This is a genomic window from Luteibacter sp. RCC_6_2 (assembly GCF_041360655.1).
GTDB lineage: Bacteria > Pseudomonadota > Gammaproteobacteria > Xanthomonadales > Rhodanobacteraceae > Luteibacter.
The window spans coordinates 208,152-222,842 of the sequence record NZ_JBFUPQ010000008.1 but is presented as its reverse complement, the minus strand read 5'-3'; the positions used below and the strand labels follow the sequence as shown (position 1 = coordinate 222,842).

15 protein-coding genes are annotated in these 14,691 nt (G+C 64.7%); 6 read left to right on the top strand and 9 right to left on the bottom strand.

Annotated features, from left to right (window positions below; genetic code table 11):
* From AB6730_RS11265 to AB6730_RS11250, 4 genes are all read left to right on the top strand, one after another.
* The coding region (locus AB6730_RS11265) for a hypothetical protein (protein WP_371023693.1) at window positions 1-1,167 on the top strand (1,167 nt) is incomplete at its 5' end.
* Between the two features lie 44 nt (window positions 1,168-1,211).
* Complete coding sequence (gene ubiE, locus AB6730_RS11260) at window positions 1,212-1,961, top strand: bifunctional demethylmenaquinone methyltransferase/2-methoxy-6-polyprenyl-1,4-benzoquinol methylase UbiE (RefSeq protein ID WP_371023703.1); 750 nt, start codon at window positions 1,212-1,214, stop codon at window positions 1,959-1,961.
* 83 nt (window positions 1,962-2,044) lie between these two features.
* Window positions 2,045-3,895, top strand: coding sequence for a M1 family metallopeptidase (locus AB6730_RS11255; protein WP_371023692.1), 1,851 nt, complete (start codon window positions 2,045-2,047; stop codon window positions 3,893-3,895).
* A gap of 96 nt (window positions 3,896-3,991) precedes the next feature.
* Window positions 3,992-4,990: an alpha/beta fold hydrolase gene (locus tag AB6730_RS11250; protein ID WP_371023691.1), complete on the top strand. Its 999-nt coding sequence runs from the start codon at window positions 3,992-3,994 to the stop codon at window positions 4,988-4,990.
* 50 nt (window positions 4,991-5,040) lie between these two features.
* Here the strand turns inward: AB6730_RS11250 and AB6730_RS11245 are convergent, their stop codons facing one another.
* From AB6730_RS11245 to ttcA, 4 genes are all read right to left on the bottom strand, one after another.
* Complete coding sequence (locus AB6730_RS11245; protein ID WP_371023690.1) at window positions 5,041-5,808, bottom strand: M48 family metallopeptidase; 768 nt, start codon at window positions 5,806-5,808, stop codon at window positions 5,041-5,043.
* Between the two features lie 72 nt (window positions 5,809-5,880).
* Window positions 5,881-6,789 carry a recombination-associated protein RdgC gene (locus AB6730_RS11240; protein WP_371023689.1) on the bottom strand — a complete coding sequence of 303 codons (909 nt, stop codon included), beginning with the start codon at window positions 6,787-6,789 and terminating at the stop codon, window positions 5,881-5,883.
* Window positions 6,790-6,866: 77 nt separating this feature from the next.
* Window positions 6,867-8,054: an amino acid aminotransferase gene (locus tag AB6730_RS11235; protein ID WP_371023688.1), complete on the bottom strand. Its 1,188-nt coding sequence runs from the start codon at window positions 8,052-8,054 to the stop codon at window positions 6,867-6,869.
* Between the two features lie 35 nt (window positions 8,055-8,089).
* Entirely contained in the window at window positions 8,090-8,962 is an 873-nt protein-coding gene (gene ttcA, locus AB6730_RS11230) for a tRNA 2-thiocytidine(32) synthetase TtcA (protein ID WP_371023687.1), read from the bottom strand.
* Between the two features lie 104 nt (window positions 8,963-9,066).
* Here ttcA and AB6730_RS11225 point away from each other — a divergent pair, with 104 nt between their 5' ends.
* Window positions 9,067-9,273 carry a YdcH family protein gene (locus AB6730_RS11225; RefSeq protein ID WP_371023686.1) on the top strand — a complete coding sequence of 69 codons (207 nt, stop codon included), beginning with the start codon at window positions 9,067-9,069 and terminating at the stop codon, window positions 9,271-9,273.
* Between the two features lie 7 nt (window positions 9,274-9,280).
* Window positions 9,281-9,877 carry a GNAT family N-acetyltransferase gene (locus AB6730_RS11220; protein WP_371023685.1) on the top strand — a complete coding sequence of 199 codons (597 nt, stop codon included), beginning with the start codon at window positions 9,281-9,283 and terminating at the stop codon, window positions 9,875-9,877.
* A gap of 18 nt (window positions 9,878-9,895) precedes the next feature.
* Here the strand turns inward: AB6730_RS11220 and AB6730_RS11215 are convergent, their stop codons facing one another.
* From AB6730_RS11215 to AB6730_RS11195, 5 genes are all read right to left on the bottom strand, one after another.
* Complete coding sequence (locus AB6730_RS11215; protein ID WP_371023684.1) at window positions 9,896-10,915, bottom strand: biotin/lipoyl-binding protein; 1,020 nt, start codon at window positions 10,913-10,915, stop codon at window positions 9,896-9,898.
* Window positions 10,916-10,926: 11 nt separating this feature from the next.
* Window positions 10,927-11,124 carry a DUF1656 domain-containing protein gene (locus AB6730_RS11210; RefSeq protein ID WP_371023683.1) on the bottom strand — a complete coding sequence of 66 codons (198 nt, stop codon included), beginning with the start codon at window positions 11,122-11,124 and terminating at the stop codon, window positions 10,927-10,929.
* Window positions 11,114-13,240: an FUSC family protein gene (locus tag AB6730_RS11205; protein ID WP_371023682.1), complete on the bottom strand. Its 2,127-nt coding sequence runs from the start codon at window positions 13,238-13,240 to the stop codon at window positions 11,114-11,116. The genes AB6730_RS11210 and AB6730_RS11205 overlap by 11 nt, the downstream gene beginning before the upstream one ends.
* An 11-nt stretch (window positions 13,241-13,251) precedes the next feature.
* On the bottom strand, window positions 13,252-13,743 hold the full coding sequence (locus AB6730_RS11200) for a MarR family winged helix-turn-helix transcriptional regulator (protein ID WP_371023681.1): 492 nt from the start codon (window positions 13,741-13,743) through the stop codon (window positions 13,252-13,254).
* 181 nt (window positions 13,744-13,924) lie between these two features.
* Window positions 13,925-14,251 (bottom strand): YegP family protein, encoded by a 327-nt coding sequence (locus tag AB6730_RS11195; protein WP_371023680.1) that lies wholly within the window; start codon window positions 14,249-14,251, stop codon window positions 13,925-13,927.
* Window positions 14,252-14,691: the final 440 nt, after the last annotated feature.

Genomic DNA, 14,691 nt, shown 5'->3' with positions numbered 1-14,691 from the left:
CAGGCCGTCGTCGACTTCGCCGACTTCTACAACGCCTCCCTCGCCGCCGCCGCGCCCGTCCAGGCCCTCGGCTCCGCCCCCCTGGCACGCGCCATCCTCGGCGCTCGCGTCCGCTTCGCCGGCCGCCTCGTCGAGGCCCGCCCCGCCGTCCAGCCCGCCGTCGTCTTCGAACCCAGCTACCTCGCCAAGGGCGTGCGCAAGACCTCCCCGCCCAACGACCAGGGCATCTTCACCCTCCAGGGCCGCTCCTACATCGAGCACCACGGTCAGCTCTACGGCGTCCGCCACGACCCCCACATCGGCACCTGGCGCCTCAGCCGGCCCGGCGGCAATCCCGCCTTCCGCGGACCCGCCATCCACCGCGCCCGCGATGGCTCCTGGGCCTACAACCCCATCGGACTGCGTGGCGGCTCCGGCCGCGGCGCTCCCGCCGCCCAGGGGCGCCAGGCCGACATCTTCAATGAATACCTCGACGAGTTCGAACGCACCTTTCCCGACCCCTTCGAGCGCGACCTCATCCGCACGCAAATGCGCCGCGAACTGACTGAAAACGTTCCAGCCATCAATGTAACCGCGGCACAGCGCCTGCGCTGGAACGAAGCGACCGCCCGCGCGTACGCACGCAATCGCGCATTGGCGGAAACACAGCCGGCGCACCCAGGGCCAAACATCAGCCACGACATGATTGTCCCGCGTATACCCACCCCCACCTGGATACCTGCAGGCTATCGCCTCACGACGCTGGCGGAGGTTCCCGATGAGCTTTGGTATTACGGCAGCAAGCCCTTCAAGAACAGTTCGCTCGAACGCCCCAGGGCGGCGGGGAACCATGGATTCGATCCCTACTGGGCGAACATTCGCACTGAACGCGTCGATGGACGAATGAGCGGTCTTCGCCTCACTACCGTCCCACCCACCGCGCCGATCGAGGAGATCCGCGCGGCCAGTGGAGTCCAGGCGGCCCGAGGAGACATGTTCGCCGTGCGTATTCACCCCAGAACCATGCTCACGGTGAGCGAAAGGAGCAGGACCCCACAGGCCGACCTGTTGATTCGGCAAGATGGGCCGGCGGGGCACTATGTCATGCGTGCGCCGGAGGGAACCCGTGTCAGGTTCCATCGGCACCAGCATGAAGTGATTTCGAAACTACCCAACGAAGCGCCCTGACAGGCGCCTGCCGGAGCAGGGTGAACGGGAGTACCATGCGCGGCATGGAAAACGAGAAAACCACCCACTTCGGCTTCCGCGACGTACCCCTGGCCGACAAGCAAAAGCTCGTCGGCCAGGTGTTCACGTCGGTGGCACGCAACTACGACCTCATGAACGACCTCATGTCGTTCGGCATCCATCGCTTGTGGAAGCGGCACTTCGTCGCCGTGAGCGGCGTGCGCCGGGGCGACCGCGTGCTGGATCTCGCCGGCGGCACTGGCGACATCGCCGCCCTGCTCAAGCCCGTCGTGGGTGACGAGGGCGAAGTGGTGGTCGGCGATATCAACGCCGCCATGCTCGGCGTGGGCCGTGACCGGCTTACCGATCGCGGTCTCGTGGCCGGACTGCGTTGGGCGCAGATGAACGCCGAGATGTTGCCCTTCCCCGACAACAGCTTCGATGCCGTCACGATCGCCTTCGGCCTGCGCAACGTCACCGACAAGGACAAGGCACTCGCGGACATGCATCGCATCCTCAAGCCTGGCGGGCGTGCCCTCGTGCTGGAGTTTTCCAAGGTGCGAAGCCCGGTCCTGTCGAAGCTCTACGACGTCCATTCCTTCAAGATCCTGCCGCGCCTTGGCCGTCTGTTCGCCAACGATGCGGATAGCTACCAGTACCTCGCCGAATCGATCCGCAAGCATCCCGACCAGGAAACCCTGAAGGGCATGATGCTCAACGCCGGTTTCGGGCACGTGGAAGTGCGCAACCTCAGCAACGGCATCGTCGCCATCCATCGCGCCTACAAGCTGTAGCACGGCGCGACAATCGCCGCGAATGGGCCCGGGACCAGGGCCGGGAGTGGCATACTTCCGGCTTCCTTCCACCGGAATGCCCTATGCGCCTGCTTCCCGTCGTCGCCTTCGCCATGGTGTTTCCCGCCGCGGCCCTCGCCTCCGATCCGCATTCCTATGCGCAGCCGGACGCGGTGCTCGTCACCCATCTGGACCTCGACCTCAAGCTGGATTTCGACAAGCGTGTGCTTGCTGGCACCGCCACGCTGAAGCTCGATTGGAAGAATGCCAAGGCGAAGGACCTCGTACTCGATACGCGCGACCTGAAGATCGCCGGGGTCGAGGCCCTGGACGCCTCGGGCAAGGCCACGCCGCTGAAGTTCGCGCTGGCCCCACGCGACAAGGAACTGGGCTCGAAGCTCACCGTCGAAGCCCCCGCTCATCCCGTGAGCGTGCGTATCGCCTATGCGACGGTGCCGGAAGCGTCGGGCCTGCAATGGCTCGCGCCGGAACAGACGGCCAGCAAGAAGCTTCCCTTCATGTTCTCGCAGTCGGAATCGATCCATGCGCGCTCATGGGTACCGCTGCAGGATTCGCCCGCGATCCGCATCACCTACGACGCCCACATCAGTGCACCGAAGAATGTCCGCGTGGTCATGAGCGCGATCAACGACGCGAAACATCCGCTCGACGGCGACTTCGCCTTCGACCAGCCCCACCCCATTCCCTCGTACCTGCTCGCGATCGCCGCCGGCGACATCGCGGTGAAGGAGACAGGCCCGCGCAGCGCCGTCTATGCGGAGCCAGGCGTGGTCGACAAGGCGGCACATGAATTCGAGGACACCGAGAAGCTGATCGAGACCACCGAGAAGCTCTATGGGCCTTATGCATGGGGGCGCTACGACATCCTCGTGCTTCCGCCGTCGTTCCCGTTCGGTGGCATGGAAAACCCGAACATGACCTTCGCCACGCCCACCGTCCTGGTCGGCGACAAGAGCCTCGTCTCACTGGTATCGCACGAACTGGCGCATTCCTGGTCGGGCAACCTCGTCACCAACGCCGCCTGGCGCGATGGCTGGTTGAATGAAGGATTCACGACTTACGTGCAAGGGCGGATCACCGAAGCCGTCTACGGCAAGGCGCTTGCCGACGAGGAAGCACTGCTGTCCGCACGCGAACTGCAGAAAACCATCGGCCACATGCCCCTGAACGCGCAGAAGCTCACGCCCGACCCTCGCGGCACGGACGCGGACGATGCCCTGTCATCGGTTGCGTACGACAAGGGCTCGTGGTTCCTGCGTACGCTGGAACAGCGTTTCGGCCGCGACAACTTCGATGCCTACCTTAAAGGCTACTTCGCCCATTTCGCCTTCCAGAGCATCGACACCGATACGATGTTCGCCTATCTCAAGACCAACCTGCTGGACAAATACCCGGGCAAGATGAGCGAAGCCGAAGCCCGCGCCTGGGTCTGGCAACCGGGCATTCCGAAGGACGCGCCGCTGCCGTCATCGCCCCGCTTCGACAGCATCGACAAACAACGTGAAGCCTTCCTCGCGGGCACGCTCGACGCCGCCAAACTCGACGCGAAAAGCTGGAATACCCAGGAATGGATGTACTTCCTCGATCGCCTGCCCGACGTCACGCCGTTGGCGCGGATCAAGGACATCGACACCGCGTGGCACCTCACGGGCACGCCGAACGCCGAGATCGGCATGCGCTGGTATGCGCACGCCATCGCCGCCGGCGACAAGGACGTGTGGACGGCCGCCGCCGAACACATGACCCGGATCGGCCGGCTGTACCTCACCACGCCGGTCTATCGCGCCTTCGCCCGCACCCCGGAAGGCCTCGCCTTCGCCAAGCAGACCTACGCCAAGGCGAAGGGTGGCTACCATCCGATGACGCAGCAGGCCGTGGAACGCATTCTCGCCGGCACGTCGAAGAAGAAATAACGCACGAACTTGCGGTCCATTCCGGCCGCGAGACTTGCATCCTTCCGCGACGCCCCGCATCTTGCGGGGCGTCCTCCGTTCCAGGCTCCCCATTCCATGGCCAAGACCCCGATTTCCGCTTCCTCCGATAGCCGCCCGCTCTGGCAGCGCCTGCTGCTGCGCCGGCTCAAGTTCCTCGTCGTGGTGGCGCTGGTACTCGGCATCGGCGCGGGGCTCGTCTACCTGTTCGCCCCTTCGTTGCTGCTCAAGGCCGACGCGGCACGCCTGGCCATGGCGTCGCATGTCGAGAAGAAAACCATCGTCGCCGGCGATACCACCTGGTCGTACTACGAAGGCGGTGACGGCCCCACGATCGTCCTCCTGCACGGTTTCGCCGCGAACAAGGAGACCTGGCTGGAAATGGCCAAGGGCCTGACCGACCATTTCCACGTCGTCATTCCCGACCTGCCCGGCTGGGGCGAATCGTCGCGCAACGAAGGCGGCGATTACGGCATTCCCGCGCAGGCGGCACGCCTGGAAGCTTTTGCGGCGGCCGTCGGCGCGCAACGTTTTCTACTGGTCGGACAGTCGATGGGCGGCGCGATCGCCGGCATCTATGCGGAACAGCACCCGGAACGTGTCGCCAGCCTCGTCCTGATGAGTTCGCTGGGGTTGACCTTCAAGGACAACGATTTCACCCGCGAAGTGAAGGCGGGAGCGAATCCGTTCCTCTACAGCGACCGCGCCGGGCTGGAAGCGTTGCTGGCACGAATCTTCCTCACGCCGCCGCACATCCCCGGCCGCCTGGAAGATGCGCTGGTCGCGCGCAACCAGAAAGACCACGCGTTCATCGAACGTACCTTCAACCAGCTGAAGCAACCGGCGCAGGCGTTCGCGCTCGATCCCGTGATCGGCAAGCTGCCCATGCCCGTCCTGGGCCTCTGGTGTCGCGAGGACAAGATCATCGATGTCTCGGCGCTGGATACGCTGCGCGGCGGCCTGAAGAGTTCACCATCCATCGGCGCCACCATATTGAACGGCTGCAACCACATGCCGATGCTCGAGAAGCCGGAAGAAACCGCGCGCATCATCACGGGCTTCGCACTCGCCCACTGACGGCGCCGTGGTGGGAGCCGATCCTGTCGGCGATACGGACTCGCCGCAGCCTAATCGGCCACGTCCGCGATAAGCCTGTCCAACTGCATCTTCAGCCCGCTACCGTTCGCACGCAGCCAGGCGCGCTGTTCCCCGTAATCGGGGAACACGCTCTCCACCCAATGCCAGAACTTCGGCGAGTGGTTGCGCACCTTGAGATGGCAAAGCTCATGCACGAGCACGTAGCGCAGCGCGGCGGGTGGCGCCAACGCCAGGGCGAGATCGAGGTTGATCCTGTCCCGCGTGTCCAGGCTGCCCCACAGGCTCTTCAGCGGACGGATGCGCAAGGCCGTGGGTGCGGCGTTGATCTGCGGGATGTAGGCAGGCAGCCAGCGCGAGACATCGCGGCGGATCTGCGCTTCGAAGTAGGTGGCCAGCAGGCCGCGAGCGACGAGTAACGCGCGCGTGTGCGGCCGCGGAAGGGCCAGGGTCAACAGGCCTGGCTCGTGCTCCACCCGGGGATAGGACCCTTCCGACCAGTCGAGGGTGATCTCCTCGCCGCGGAAGGGAAAGGTGGTGGGCACGCCGACGCGTAGCGGCGGCAAGGGCTGGGCATCGAGGTTGAACTCGCCGAGCTTCTGCTCGAGCCAGTCGGCGTGATGGCGGAGGAAAGCCGTCATCTGCGCCGTATGCGTGCCGTTGGGATAGGTGAGACGTGCGCCCTTGGGGGTGACTGTCAGGCGCAAGCGGCGGGCACGCGGGTGCGCCGCCTTGAGCACACGGATGGTGCCACCCGTGGGGGTTGCCAGTTCCAGCCAGTCGCCTTCGTCCGATGCCATGTCGCGAGTCTCGTGTCGATCCCGACGAACATCCCACCAAGCCATATCATTACCTGCGACGCCGACGCCCGGTCAGTCCGGACGCGGCAACTTGAACCACTCTTCCAGCTTGCCCAGCAGGCGCTCGTATTCGAGTGCCATGAGGGAGAAATTCGCGTCCATTTCCGCCGCGGCCGATTCAGGGCTGTCCGCCTGCTCGTCCAGGACGACGTCGGTGAACTTGATTTTACGCAGGATCAGGTCTTCGCCAAGTACAAAGGAGATGCGGTCGTCGAACACCAGTCCCAACTGGAAGACCTGTTTTCCCGTCCGCAGGTGCTCACGAATCTCATCCGTGTCGAGATCCTGGCGGCGGCACCGGGCGATGGCGCCCGACGCCGTGGCCGGATCTCGCAGTTCGCACTCGTCGCCCAGGGCCAGCCCGGCCGGCAACTCCCCCGAGGCGACCCAGTGGGTCATGAGGATCCGGGGCGACTCCTCGGGCGCCAGCGGCACGGCCGGGAAGCTGCCCAGCGCCTCACGGACCTGGCTGAGCGTGTTTTCGGCCGACTTCCGGCTTGAGGTATCCAGGACCAGCCATCCGTTCTTCTTGTCCGCATAGGCTTTCATGCGCGAGCTGCGCACGAACGCGCGCGGAAGCAGCTCGTTCATGACGTCGTCCTTGATTTTCTTGCGTTCGCGGCCGCCGACCTTGCGCCCCTCTTCCTCGGCGATCTTCTGCACGCGGTTGGCCAGCTCGTCGTTCACGACCGAGGACGGCAGGAGCTTATCCTCGCTTCCCACCGTGACCATCGTGTTGCGGCCGACGCTATGGGTCAGGCCTTCCTCATTGCGGCCAAGCGGTGAGACGAAACCACGGGTAGCCATTTCCATGGGCCCGACCGGGCGCAGCCGGTGTTCGGGAAGCGCCTCGTCGAGGCGCTCCAGGTCGGCCGCGACGGATTCGGAAAAACGGAACAGGGTCAGGTTGCGAAAAAACATGTATCGACGGATCTCTTGCGAAGGGATGGCCACGGCGGGCGCTGTGCGCCCACCGGCGAAAGGGTTTTGTCAGGGGATCAGACGACGCGGGCGATAGCTTCGGCCACGCGATCGATATTGCCCTGGTTGAGCGCGGCGACACAGATGCGGCCCGTGCTCACGGCGTAGATGCCGAATTCCACGCGAAGGCGCTCCACCTGCGCCGCCGACAGCCCGGAGTACGAGAACATGCCACGCTGGCGCTCGATGAATGCGAAATCGCCGACCTTGGCCAGGCGCTCGGTCAGGCCGCTGCGCATGGTGCGGATGCGTTCACGCATGTGGCCTAGTTCGGCCTCCCACGTCGCGCGGAGGTCGTCGTGATTGAGGACGGCGGACACCACCGCGGCGCCGTGCGTCGGCGGATTGGAGTAGTTGGTACGGATCACGCGCTTCAACTGCGACTGCACGCGCACCGCTTCGTCATGCGACGCGGTGACGATCGAAAGCGCGCCGACACGTTCGCCATACAGGGAGAACGACTTGGAGAACGAACTGGCGACAAAGAACGCGATATCCGTCCCGGCGAACAGGCGTACCGCCTCGGCATCCGCCGCGATGCCGTCACCGAAGCCCTGGTAGGCGATATCGAGGAAGGGCACGAGGCCTCGATCCTCGACCGTCGCGATCACACGCTTCCAGTCGTCGGAACCGAGATCGACGCCCGTGGGATTGTGGCAACAGGCGTGCAGCACGACGATGGCGCCGGTGGGCAGCTTCGCCAGGCCGTCGAGCATGGCGTCGACGTCGACGCCATGCGTCGCGGCATCGTAATAGGGATATTCCACGACCTGGAAACCCGCGCCCTCGAACAAGGCTCGATGGTTTTCCCAGCTCGGATTGCTGATCGCCACCGGGACGGACGGGTTCAGCCGCTTCAGGAAGTCGGCGCCGACCTTCAACGCGCCCGTGCCACCGAGCGCCTGCGCGGTGACCACGCGTCGCTCGGCCAGCAAGGGCGAGGTCTCGCCGAACAACAGTTTCTGCACGGCGCTGTCGTACAACGCGATGCCGTCGATCGGCAGATAGCCGCGCGGCAGCTGGGCTTCCAGCCGTGCCTTCTCGGCCTCGCGCACGGCGCGCAGGAGCGGCACGTGTCCGTGTTCGTCGTAGTACACGCCCACGCCGAGGTTCACCTTGTCGGTACGGGTATCGGCACCGAAGGCCTCGTTGAGGCCGAGGATCGGATCGCGCGGCGCGAGTTCGACGGAAGAGAACAGGGTCATGATCGGCAGGCCTTGAAGCGTGTGAAGGGAGATGATCAGTCGTTGTCGTCGGCGGCGTCGCCACCCGTGAGCCATGCGCGCGTGTCGGCGCGCGGCGCGTCGGTGCGTGAGCCGAGGGCGGCGAAGTCGAACAGGTTTCGATCGGTCAATTGCGATGGAGCTATGTTGCCCATCGCGCGGAAGATGGTTTCGCTGCGGCCGGGATGGGCTTTCTCCCAATCGGCCAGCATGCGCTTGACCACCTTGCGCTGCATGTTTTCCTGCGAGCCACACAGGTTGCAGGGAATGATCGGGAAGGCCCGCGCCTCGGCATAGGCTGCGATATCGTCTTCGCGGCAATACGCGAGCGGACGGATCACCACGTGGCGCCCATCGTCCGACAGCAGCTTCGGCGGCATCGCCTTCAGGCTGCCCTGGTAGAACATGTTCAGGAAGAAGGTGCCGAGGATGTCGTCGCGGTGGTGGCCGAGCGCGATCCTCGTGATGCCGTTGTCGGTCGCCCACTGGTACAGCGCGCCACGGCGCATGCGTGAGCAGAGGCTGCACATCGTCTTGCCCTGGGGGATGACCCGGGTGACGACGCTGTAGGTGTCCTGCTCGATGATGTGGAAGGGAACGCCCCGCGCCTTGAGGTATTCCGGCAGCACGTGCTCGGGGAAATCGGGCTGCTTCTGATCGAGGTTGACCGCGATCAGTTCGAAGCGGACCGGCGCCTTCGCCTGCAAGGACAACAACATGTCCAGCAAGGTGTAGGAATCCTTGCCGCCGGAAAGGCACACCATCACCTTGTCGCCGTCCTCGATCATGCCGTAATCGGCGATCGCCTGGCCGACCTGGCGGCGCAGGCGCTTGGCCAGCTTGCCTGTCTCGTAGGTGTGCTTGCGCGTGGCTTCAGGGGAGGCGGACATGGTACGGCGAGTGCTTCGGGCGGGGCGGTTCCCTATTGTAGCCGCTGCGGGCCCGCCCGCCCGGGGTTACAATCGGTGCTTCCCTCGCCGTCCGGCCCAATGCCATGCAGGTTCAGGACCCAGCAGAACTCAACCAGCGCCTCGCCGAGCTCAAGGTGGAGCACCGCGACCTCGACGCCGCCATCGAGCACCTGGCGGCGGCGATCACCCGCGACGAGCTTCAGCTCACCCGCCTGAAAAAGCGCAAGTTGCTGCTGAAAGACGCCATCGCCCGGATCGAAAGCCGGCTGATCCCCGACCTCGACGCCTGAGCCATCCATGATCCCCGTCCGCCTGGAAAACGCCTACGTCACCCTGGAACCGCTGACCCTCGCCCACATCGGCCCGCTCGAACGCGCCGCCGCCGACGGCAACCTCTGGGACCTCTGGTTCACCTCGGTGCCCGCCCCGGGCCGCATGACCGACTACGTGGAGTCGGCACTGCGCGGCCAGGATGAAGGGCGGATGTCCCCTTGGGTCGTTCGGGAGAACGGCAGCGGGGAGATCGTCGGCTCCACGCGCTATTACGACATCACGCCCGACCCTTACCGCGTGGCCATCGGCTACACCTGGTATGCGCGGCGCTGGCAGCGCAGCCATGTCAACACGGCGTGCAAGCACCTGCTGCTGGCGAACGCCTTCCAGAACGAGGGCGTGGTCGCGGTGGAGTTCCATACCGACGCCTACAACCAGGATTCGCAGCGGGCGATCGAGAAGCTGGGGGCGAAGCGCGAAGGTATCCTGCGCGCCCACAAGAGGCGGCCGGATGGCTCCCTGCGCGACACCGTCTGCTACAGCATCCTCGCCACCGAGTGGCCCGACGTGGACAAGTGGCTGGAGCTGCGGCTGAAGCGTCTCGCTCCAGCCGTTTCCTGAAACGAGCGCCGTCCGGATTCAGCGAGACGCGACCGCCTCGCCACCGGAGGGGCGCACCACGAGCGTGGCCGTCATGCCGGCCGCCAGCACCGTGCCGGGCGGCAGGTGTGCGGTGTCGATCTTCACACGCACCGGCACGCGCTGGGCCAGGCGAACCCAGTTGAACGTGGGATTCACATCCGCCAGCAGGTCGCTGCCGGTCGGGTTGTCGGCATCGGTGATGCCCCGCGCGACACTCTCCACCGTACCCTTCAGGTCGACCCCACCGCTCATGAGGCGGATGTCGACGGGGTCGCCAATACGCAGGCCGGGCAGCTTCGTTTCCTCGAAGTACCCGTAGATCCAGTACGAATTGCTGTCGATCAGGGCGAGCCGTGCCGCACCGGCGCTGGCGTAGTCGCCGACGCGGACATCGAGGTTGGTCACGTAGCCATCCACCGGCGCGCGCACCTCGGTCCGGTCGAGGTTGAGTTGCGCGGAAGCGAGTTCCACCTGCGCCTGGGCCACGGCGGCCAGCGCCTGCTGTTGCGCGGCGCTGGCCTGCTTCGTGCTCGCCTGCGCCTGCTGCCAACCGGCGCGCGCGGCGTTGGCGGCGGCCATGGCATTGGCCTTGTCCTCGGCGGAGATGACGTTGTTGACCAGCTTTTGCCGGCGTTCCGACTGCGCTTCGTACATTTCGTAGTTCGACCGGCTCTGCTGTGCACCGGCCGTGGCGGCGTTGATGTTCGCGCCCGCGGCGCGCGCGGCGGCCTCGGCGGCGGCCAGATTGGCCTGCGCCTGCGCGACCGCGTTCTGGTACCGCGCCTTGTCGACCACGAACAGCAGGTCGCCCTTCTTCACCGTCTGGTTGTCGATGACACGCACGTCGGTGACGAGACCCGCGACGTCGGGCGCGATCCGCACGATCTCCGCGCGTACACGGCCATCGCGCGTCCACGGGGAATACATGTAGTGCTTCCACAGCGCATGACCGACGAAGGCCGCGAAGACGACGACCACGGCGGTCACGGCGAAACGGATGAGGCTGGCGAATTTCATGACGGGATCACTCAGTACAGGAACAGCGCCAGGGCGCCGAAGACACAGACGAAGACAGCGAGGCGGAACAACGGTGGATGCCAGACCAGGCGGTACAGGCCGAAGCGGCCGGCCAGCCCGTCGAGCAACCACAGCAGAAGCAACGCCAGGACGAAGAAGACGAGCAGCCCCGGGACCAGGGCGTCGCCAAGTGCGATCTCACGAGGCATGGACGATTTCCTTGCTGAGGGGAGCGTCGGGCATGTACGCGGCGAGGACGGATTCGCCGTCGAGCAACGCCATGCGAACGAGATGCAGGTGTTCGAGCAGGTGCGCGACGCCGTCGTGTTCACCGACACTGGCGATCGCCGTGGCGACCGCGTCGCGCGCCAGCAGATACCCGGGCGCATCGGGCTTCTCGTAGAACCGCGACAAGGTGCGCAGCGCCTCTTCGAGGTACGGGCGCAACGTGGGCGGCAACTCCCGGCGTGCCATGTCGTGGCGTAGTTCGATCAGGGCACGCCCTGTCTCGTGCACCGCCAGCGCCCACGCGATCAAGGCACGCGAATCGGCGCTGCCCGGCTCGGTCTGCGCGACCACCTGGCTCACGAGATCATGGTTGACGCTCTCGAAGCGATGACGAAGACCCGGCAAGGGCGCCTCCGCGGCGAGCGCCACCTGTCCACGAAGCCGGGCCAGCTGGCGACGGCGCAACCACGCGCTGCCGATCGCCGGAGGAATCACCACGAACGACACGGCCGCCGCGCCAAGCCCGATGACCTGGGCGATCGCATCGTTGATGAAATGCGCGGGGTCGTAGGTCTGCACGTTCTTCAGGGCGAGGATGTAAGCGAAGCCCATGGCCCAGCCAAGTCCATGCGATGCGAACCGCTGGGTCATCATCATGACCAGGCCCACGGCGAGGAAGGGTGCGACGCCGACTACGAGCAAGCCGTATCCATCCAGTTGAGTCAGCACGAAGAACTCACAGACGAAACCCGCGACCATGCCCGAGACATAACCGAGCATCACCATCCAGGTGACCCTCGTGGGGTTCGGCGTCGTGGCGAAGAGTCCGGCGAAGATCGTCGCGAGCAGCATCGCGCTGGAACCCATGGGCCATGCGCTCTCGACCCAGAATGCGCCCAATACCAGCATGGTCAGCGTCGTGCGAACGGTGGCGATGCCGGCGCCGAGAAAATCGTTGCCACGGTCGAATCGAACGCGCTCGGCCGAACCGGCGATGACGCGCGGCGTCTGCAAGGTCGCCGCCGCGTCCACATAGTCATGCAGTTCATCGACGAAGCGAAGCAGCAGCGCGGCACCGGTATCGAAGTCGCGCAGATCCTGTGCGTCGTCGAGGGTGGCGCGCAACGCACCGGCATTGCCGCGCATCGTATCGCGCGCGGCTGCCAATCGGGGCAATAGCACGCGCGCCGCCGCCCCCGCCTCGATGGGTGCGTCCAGCGCATCGCCCAGGGGAGCATAGAGACGGATCAGCAGGTTCGCCGCCGTATCGCGGCGCGCCCGCTTCAGGCGGTTGATGAGGTGATGCAACGACTGGAAGCTGGTCGACGCGGCCATGAAACGCTGGTTGAAGAGACGCAGGTGGTTGCTGCGCGCGCGTGCCTCGGCGTCCTCGAAGATCACCGAACTGCGCAGATCCTCCAACGAAACGGCCGTGCGCACGAAGCGCAGGTGCGCTTTCTCCATGGACTCGCGCGGAATCGCACCACCGGTGCTGTCGCGGACGAAGGCGACGAAATTCGCGAACTGTTCGCGCGCCGTACGACGCAGCACATCGCGCATGCGGCTCGGAAAGACGACATCGCTGACGACGCCGCTGACCAGCAGGCCGAGCAACACTTCGCTGATGCGTGCCGTGGCCGAATCGAACACTCCCGGCGGGTTCTCGATGACCGGAATGGCCACGATGGCGGCGGTGTACCCCCCGAGGACGAAGGCGTACGACTTGAAGTTGCGATACAACGTGGCACCGCCGGCACAGAGGCCGATCCACAGGGAAAGGGCCAGGAGGAAGAGGTCGCGCTGCTGCGGAAAGGCGGCCACGATGCCGACCGCCGCCGTGGCGCCGGCCAGCGTGCCCAGCGCGCGATAGAAACTTTTCGCCAGCACCATGCCGGCTTGCCGGTTGGCGACGATGATCGTGGTCAACATCGCCGTGGATGGCGCGGGCAGGTCCAGGCGCATCGCGATCCAGCCGGTAAGGAAGAACGCGATCAGGGTCTTGACCACGAACAACCATACCGATGCTTCTTCGCGAAGCGTCTCGGCGACGACCTGTCGTGTCACGGGAGCGCTGGTTGAAAGATTGGCAGCGGACATGACGTGCTCGTCTATTCCCCGAACCCGGCCAGCATCTTCTTGAGCAGGCTTTCGAGCTGCCCTTGTTCGTTCGCGGTGAGATTACGCGTCTGCCGGTGAAGCAACGTGACGATATCGGGGAGGAAGCTTTCGATGAGGGTGAGGCCTTCCGGGGTGAGTGTCAGCGTTACCTTGCGGCGATCCTCGTCGTTACCCGAACGCGCGATGTAACCCTTTTCACAAAGCTGGGTGGTGAGCCGCGTGACGTTCGCGGATTTCTCGCCCGCGGCATCGGCCAGTTGCGAGGGATGCAGGCTGTTGTCCGACGAGCCGTACAACATCATCAGGATGTTGTACTCGGGGTGGTTGAGTCCGTAAGGACGCATCACCGCGTTCGCCTCGTCACTGATCTCCTTGAAGAGATGCTTGACCAGGCGCACGAGCACGGCCGGCCCACGCGGGAACTCCGGATATTTTGTCCGGGTGATATCGAGGCGAGCTTCGGTGGGGGCGAAACGCTGCATGGGAGGTACCCCGCGATGGTTACCTCATAAGTATATAGTTCATTTGTGTATATTCAATAGCGGTAGTTGTTGTTCCGGAGGGATCAACTGAACGGCGAGCGCAAAAAAAGAACCCGCAGCGAGTCGCTGCGGGTTCACATCCGAAACTTATTTTCGGCAGGATCAAAACGCCTGGGGAAAACTAGCTTTCGTCTCCCGTAGGCGCGTCTGGAGCGATCGTCTTGACCGCGGTGATCCCGTGTTCCATGGCCTGCGATGATGAGTAGCTTTCACTCGTGCCAATAATCTCTCCATTCGCAGCTTTCAGCACGAAGTAAGGATGTCCACTCCTGTCCATCTTGCGGTCGTACCTATGGTCGAGTGGTGCATTGACCTTCACCGACTCAATACCCTTAAGTGCACCAGCCTTGGCGACATACGTCTCTCCCGTGAGAATGGTCTCGTAGTTCCCCGCCTGTAGCACGAAGTGGTACTGACTTCCCTTTCGTATAACGAATCGACCGGCCATTCCTAAGCCCTCCGTAATGTTGTCCCGCCTGTCGCGCAAGAGTACCGGCTCTGCGCGCGCCTACGACCTCTTGGTCGCCTCGCGAGATTAGACGAAGTAGTTCCCACGGGTATTCTCTGGCGGCCGCAACCACCCGACAGCGCCAGGTGTGAATGACTTCCAAGCCAAAGACTGACCGGAAAAAGTTCCATAATTTCATTAGCCTGCTTGAAGTTGCGAAGCGCAATGATGGTTGCCCCCGGAAAAAACGCCCGGTAGGCGATCAATACACCCCTCCCCTCTCAGATGCTTGGTAGCCCTTGAGGGGAAACGCTCGACAACGATCACATTGCCGAAAACGTACCTCACGTCGGGCGCATCGTCGACATACCCGGCCGCACAACGATCCACGTGACTTCCCGCACTGACCAGACCGACGACCTGGGCATTAGCGTGAGGCG

Bases quoted from the DNA above. Each gene is read 5' to 3' on its own strand.
- AB6730_RS11220 (WP_371023685.1), top strand. From the start codon at position 9,281: ATGATCCCCGTCCGCCTGGAAAACGCCTACGTCACCCTGGAACCGCTG.
- AB6730_RS11240 (WP_371023689.1), bottom strand. From the start codon at position 6,789: ATGTTTTTTCGCAACCTGACCCTGTTCCGTTTTTCCGAATCCGTCGCG.
- AB6730_RS11200 (WP_371023681.1), bottom strand. From the start codon at position 13,743: ATGCAGCGTTTCGCCCCCACCGAAGCTCGCCTCGATATCACCCGGACA.
- AB6730_RS11235 (WP_371023688.1), bottom strand. From the start codon at position 8,054: ATGACCCTGTTCTCTTCCGTCGAACTCGCGCCGCGCGATCCGATCCTC.
- ubiE (WP_371023703.1), top strand. From the start codon at position 1,212: ATGGAAAACGAGAAAACCACCCACTTCGGCTTCCGCGACGTACCCCTG.
- AB6730_RS11225 (WP_371023686.1), top strand. From the start codon at position 9,067: ATGCAGGTTCAGGACCCAGCAGAACTCAACCAGCGCCTCGCCGAGCTC.
- AB6730_RS11255 (WP_371023692.1), top strand. From the start codon at position 2,045: ATGCGCCTGCTTCCCGTCGTCGCCTTCGCCATGGTGTTTCCCGCCGCG.
- AB6730_RS11210 (WP_371023683.1), bottom strand. From the start codon at position 11,124: ATGCCTCGTGAGATCGCACTTGGCGACGCCCTGGTCCCGGGGCTGCTC.
- AB6730_RS11195 (WP_371023680.1), bottom strand. From the start codon at position 14,251: ATGGCCGGTCGATTCGTTATACGAAAGGGAAGTCAGTACCACTTCGTG.
- AB6730_RS11250 (WP_371023691.1), top strand. From the start codon at position 3,992: ATGGCCAAGACCCCGATTTCCGCTTCCTCCGATAGCCGCCCGCTCTGG.
- AB6730_RS11245 (WP_371023690.1), bottom strand. From the start codon at position 5,808: ATGGCATCGGACGAAGGCGACTGGCTGGAACTGGCAACCCCCACGGGT.
- AB6730_RS11215 (WP_371023684.1), bottom strand. From the start codon at position 10,915: ATGAAATTCGCCAGCCTCATCCGTTTCGCCGTGACCGCCGTGGTCGTC.
- ttcA (WP_371023687.1), bottom strand. From the start codon at position 8,962: ATGTCCGCCTCCCCTGAAGCCACGCGCAAGCACACCTACGAGACAGGC.
- AB6730_RS11205 (WP_371023682.1), bottom strand. From the start codon at position 13,240: ATGTCCGCTGCCAATCTTTCAACCAGCGCTCCCGTGACACGACAGGTC.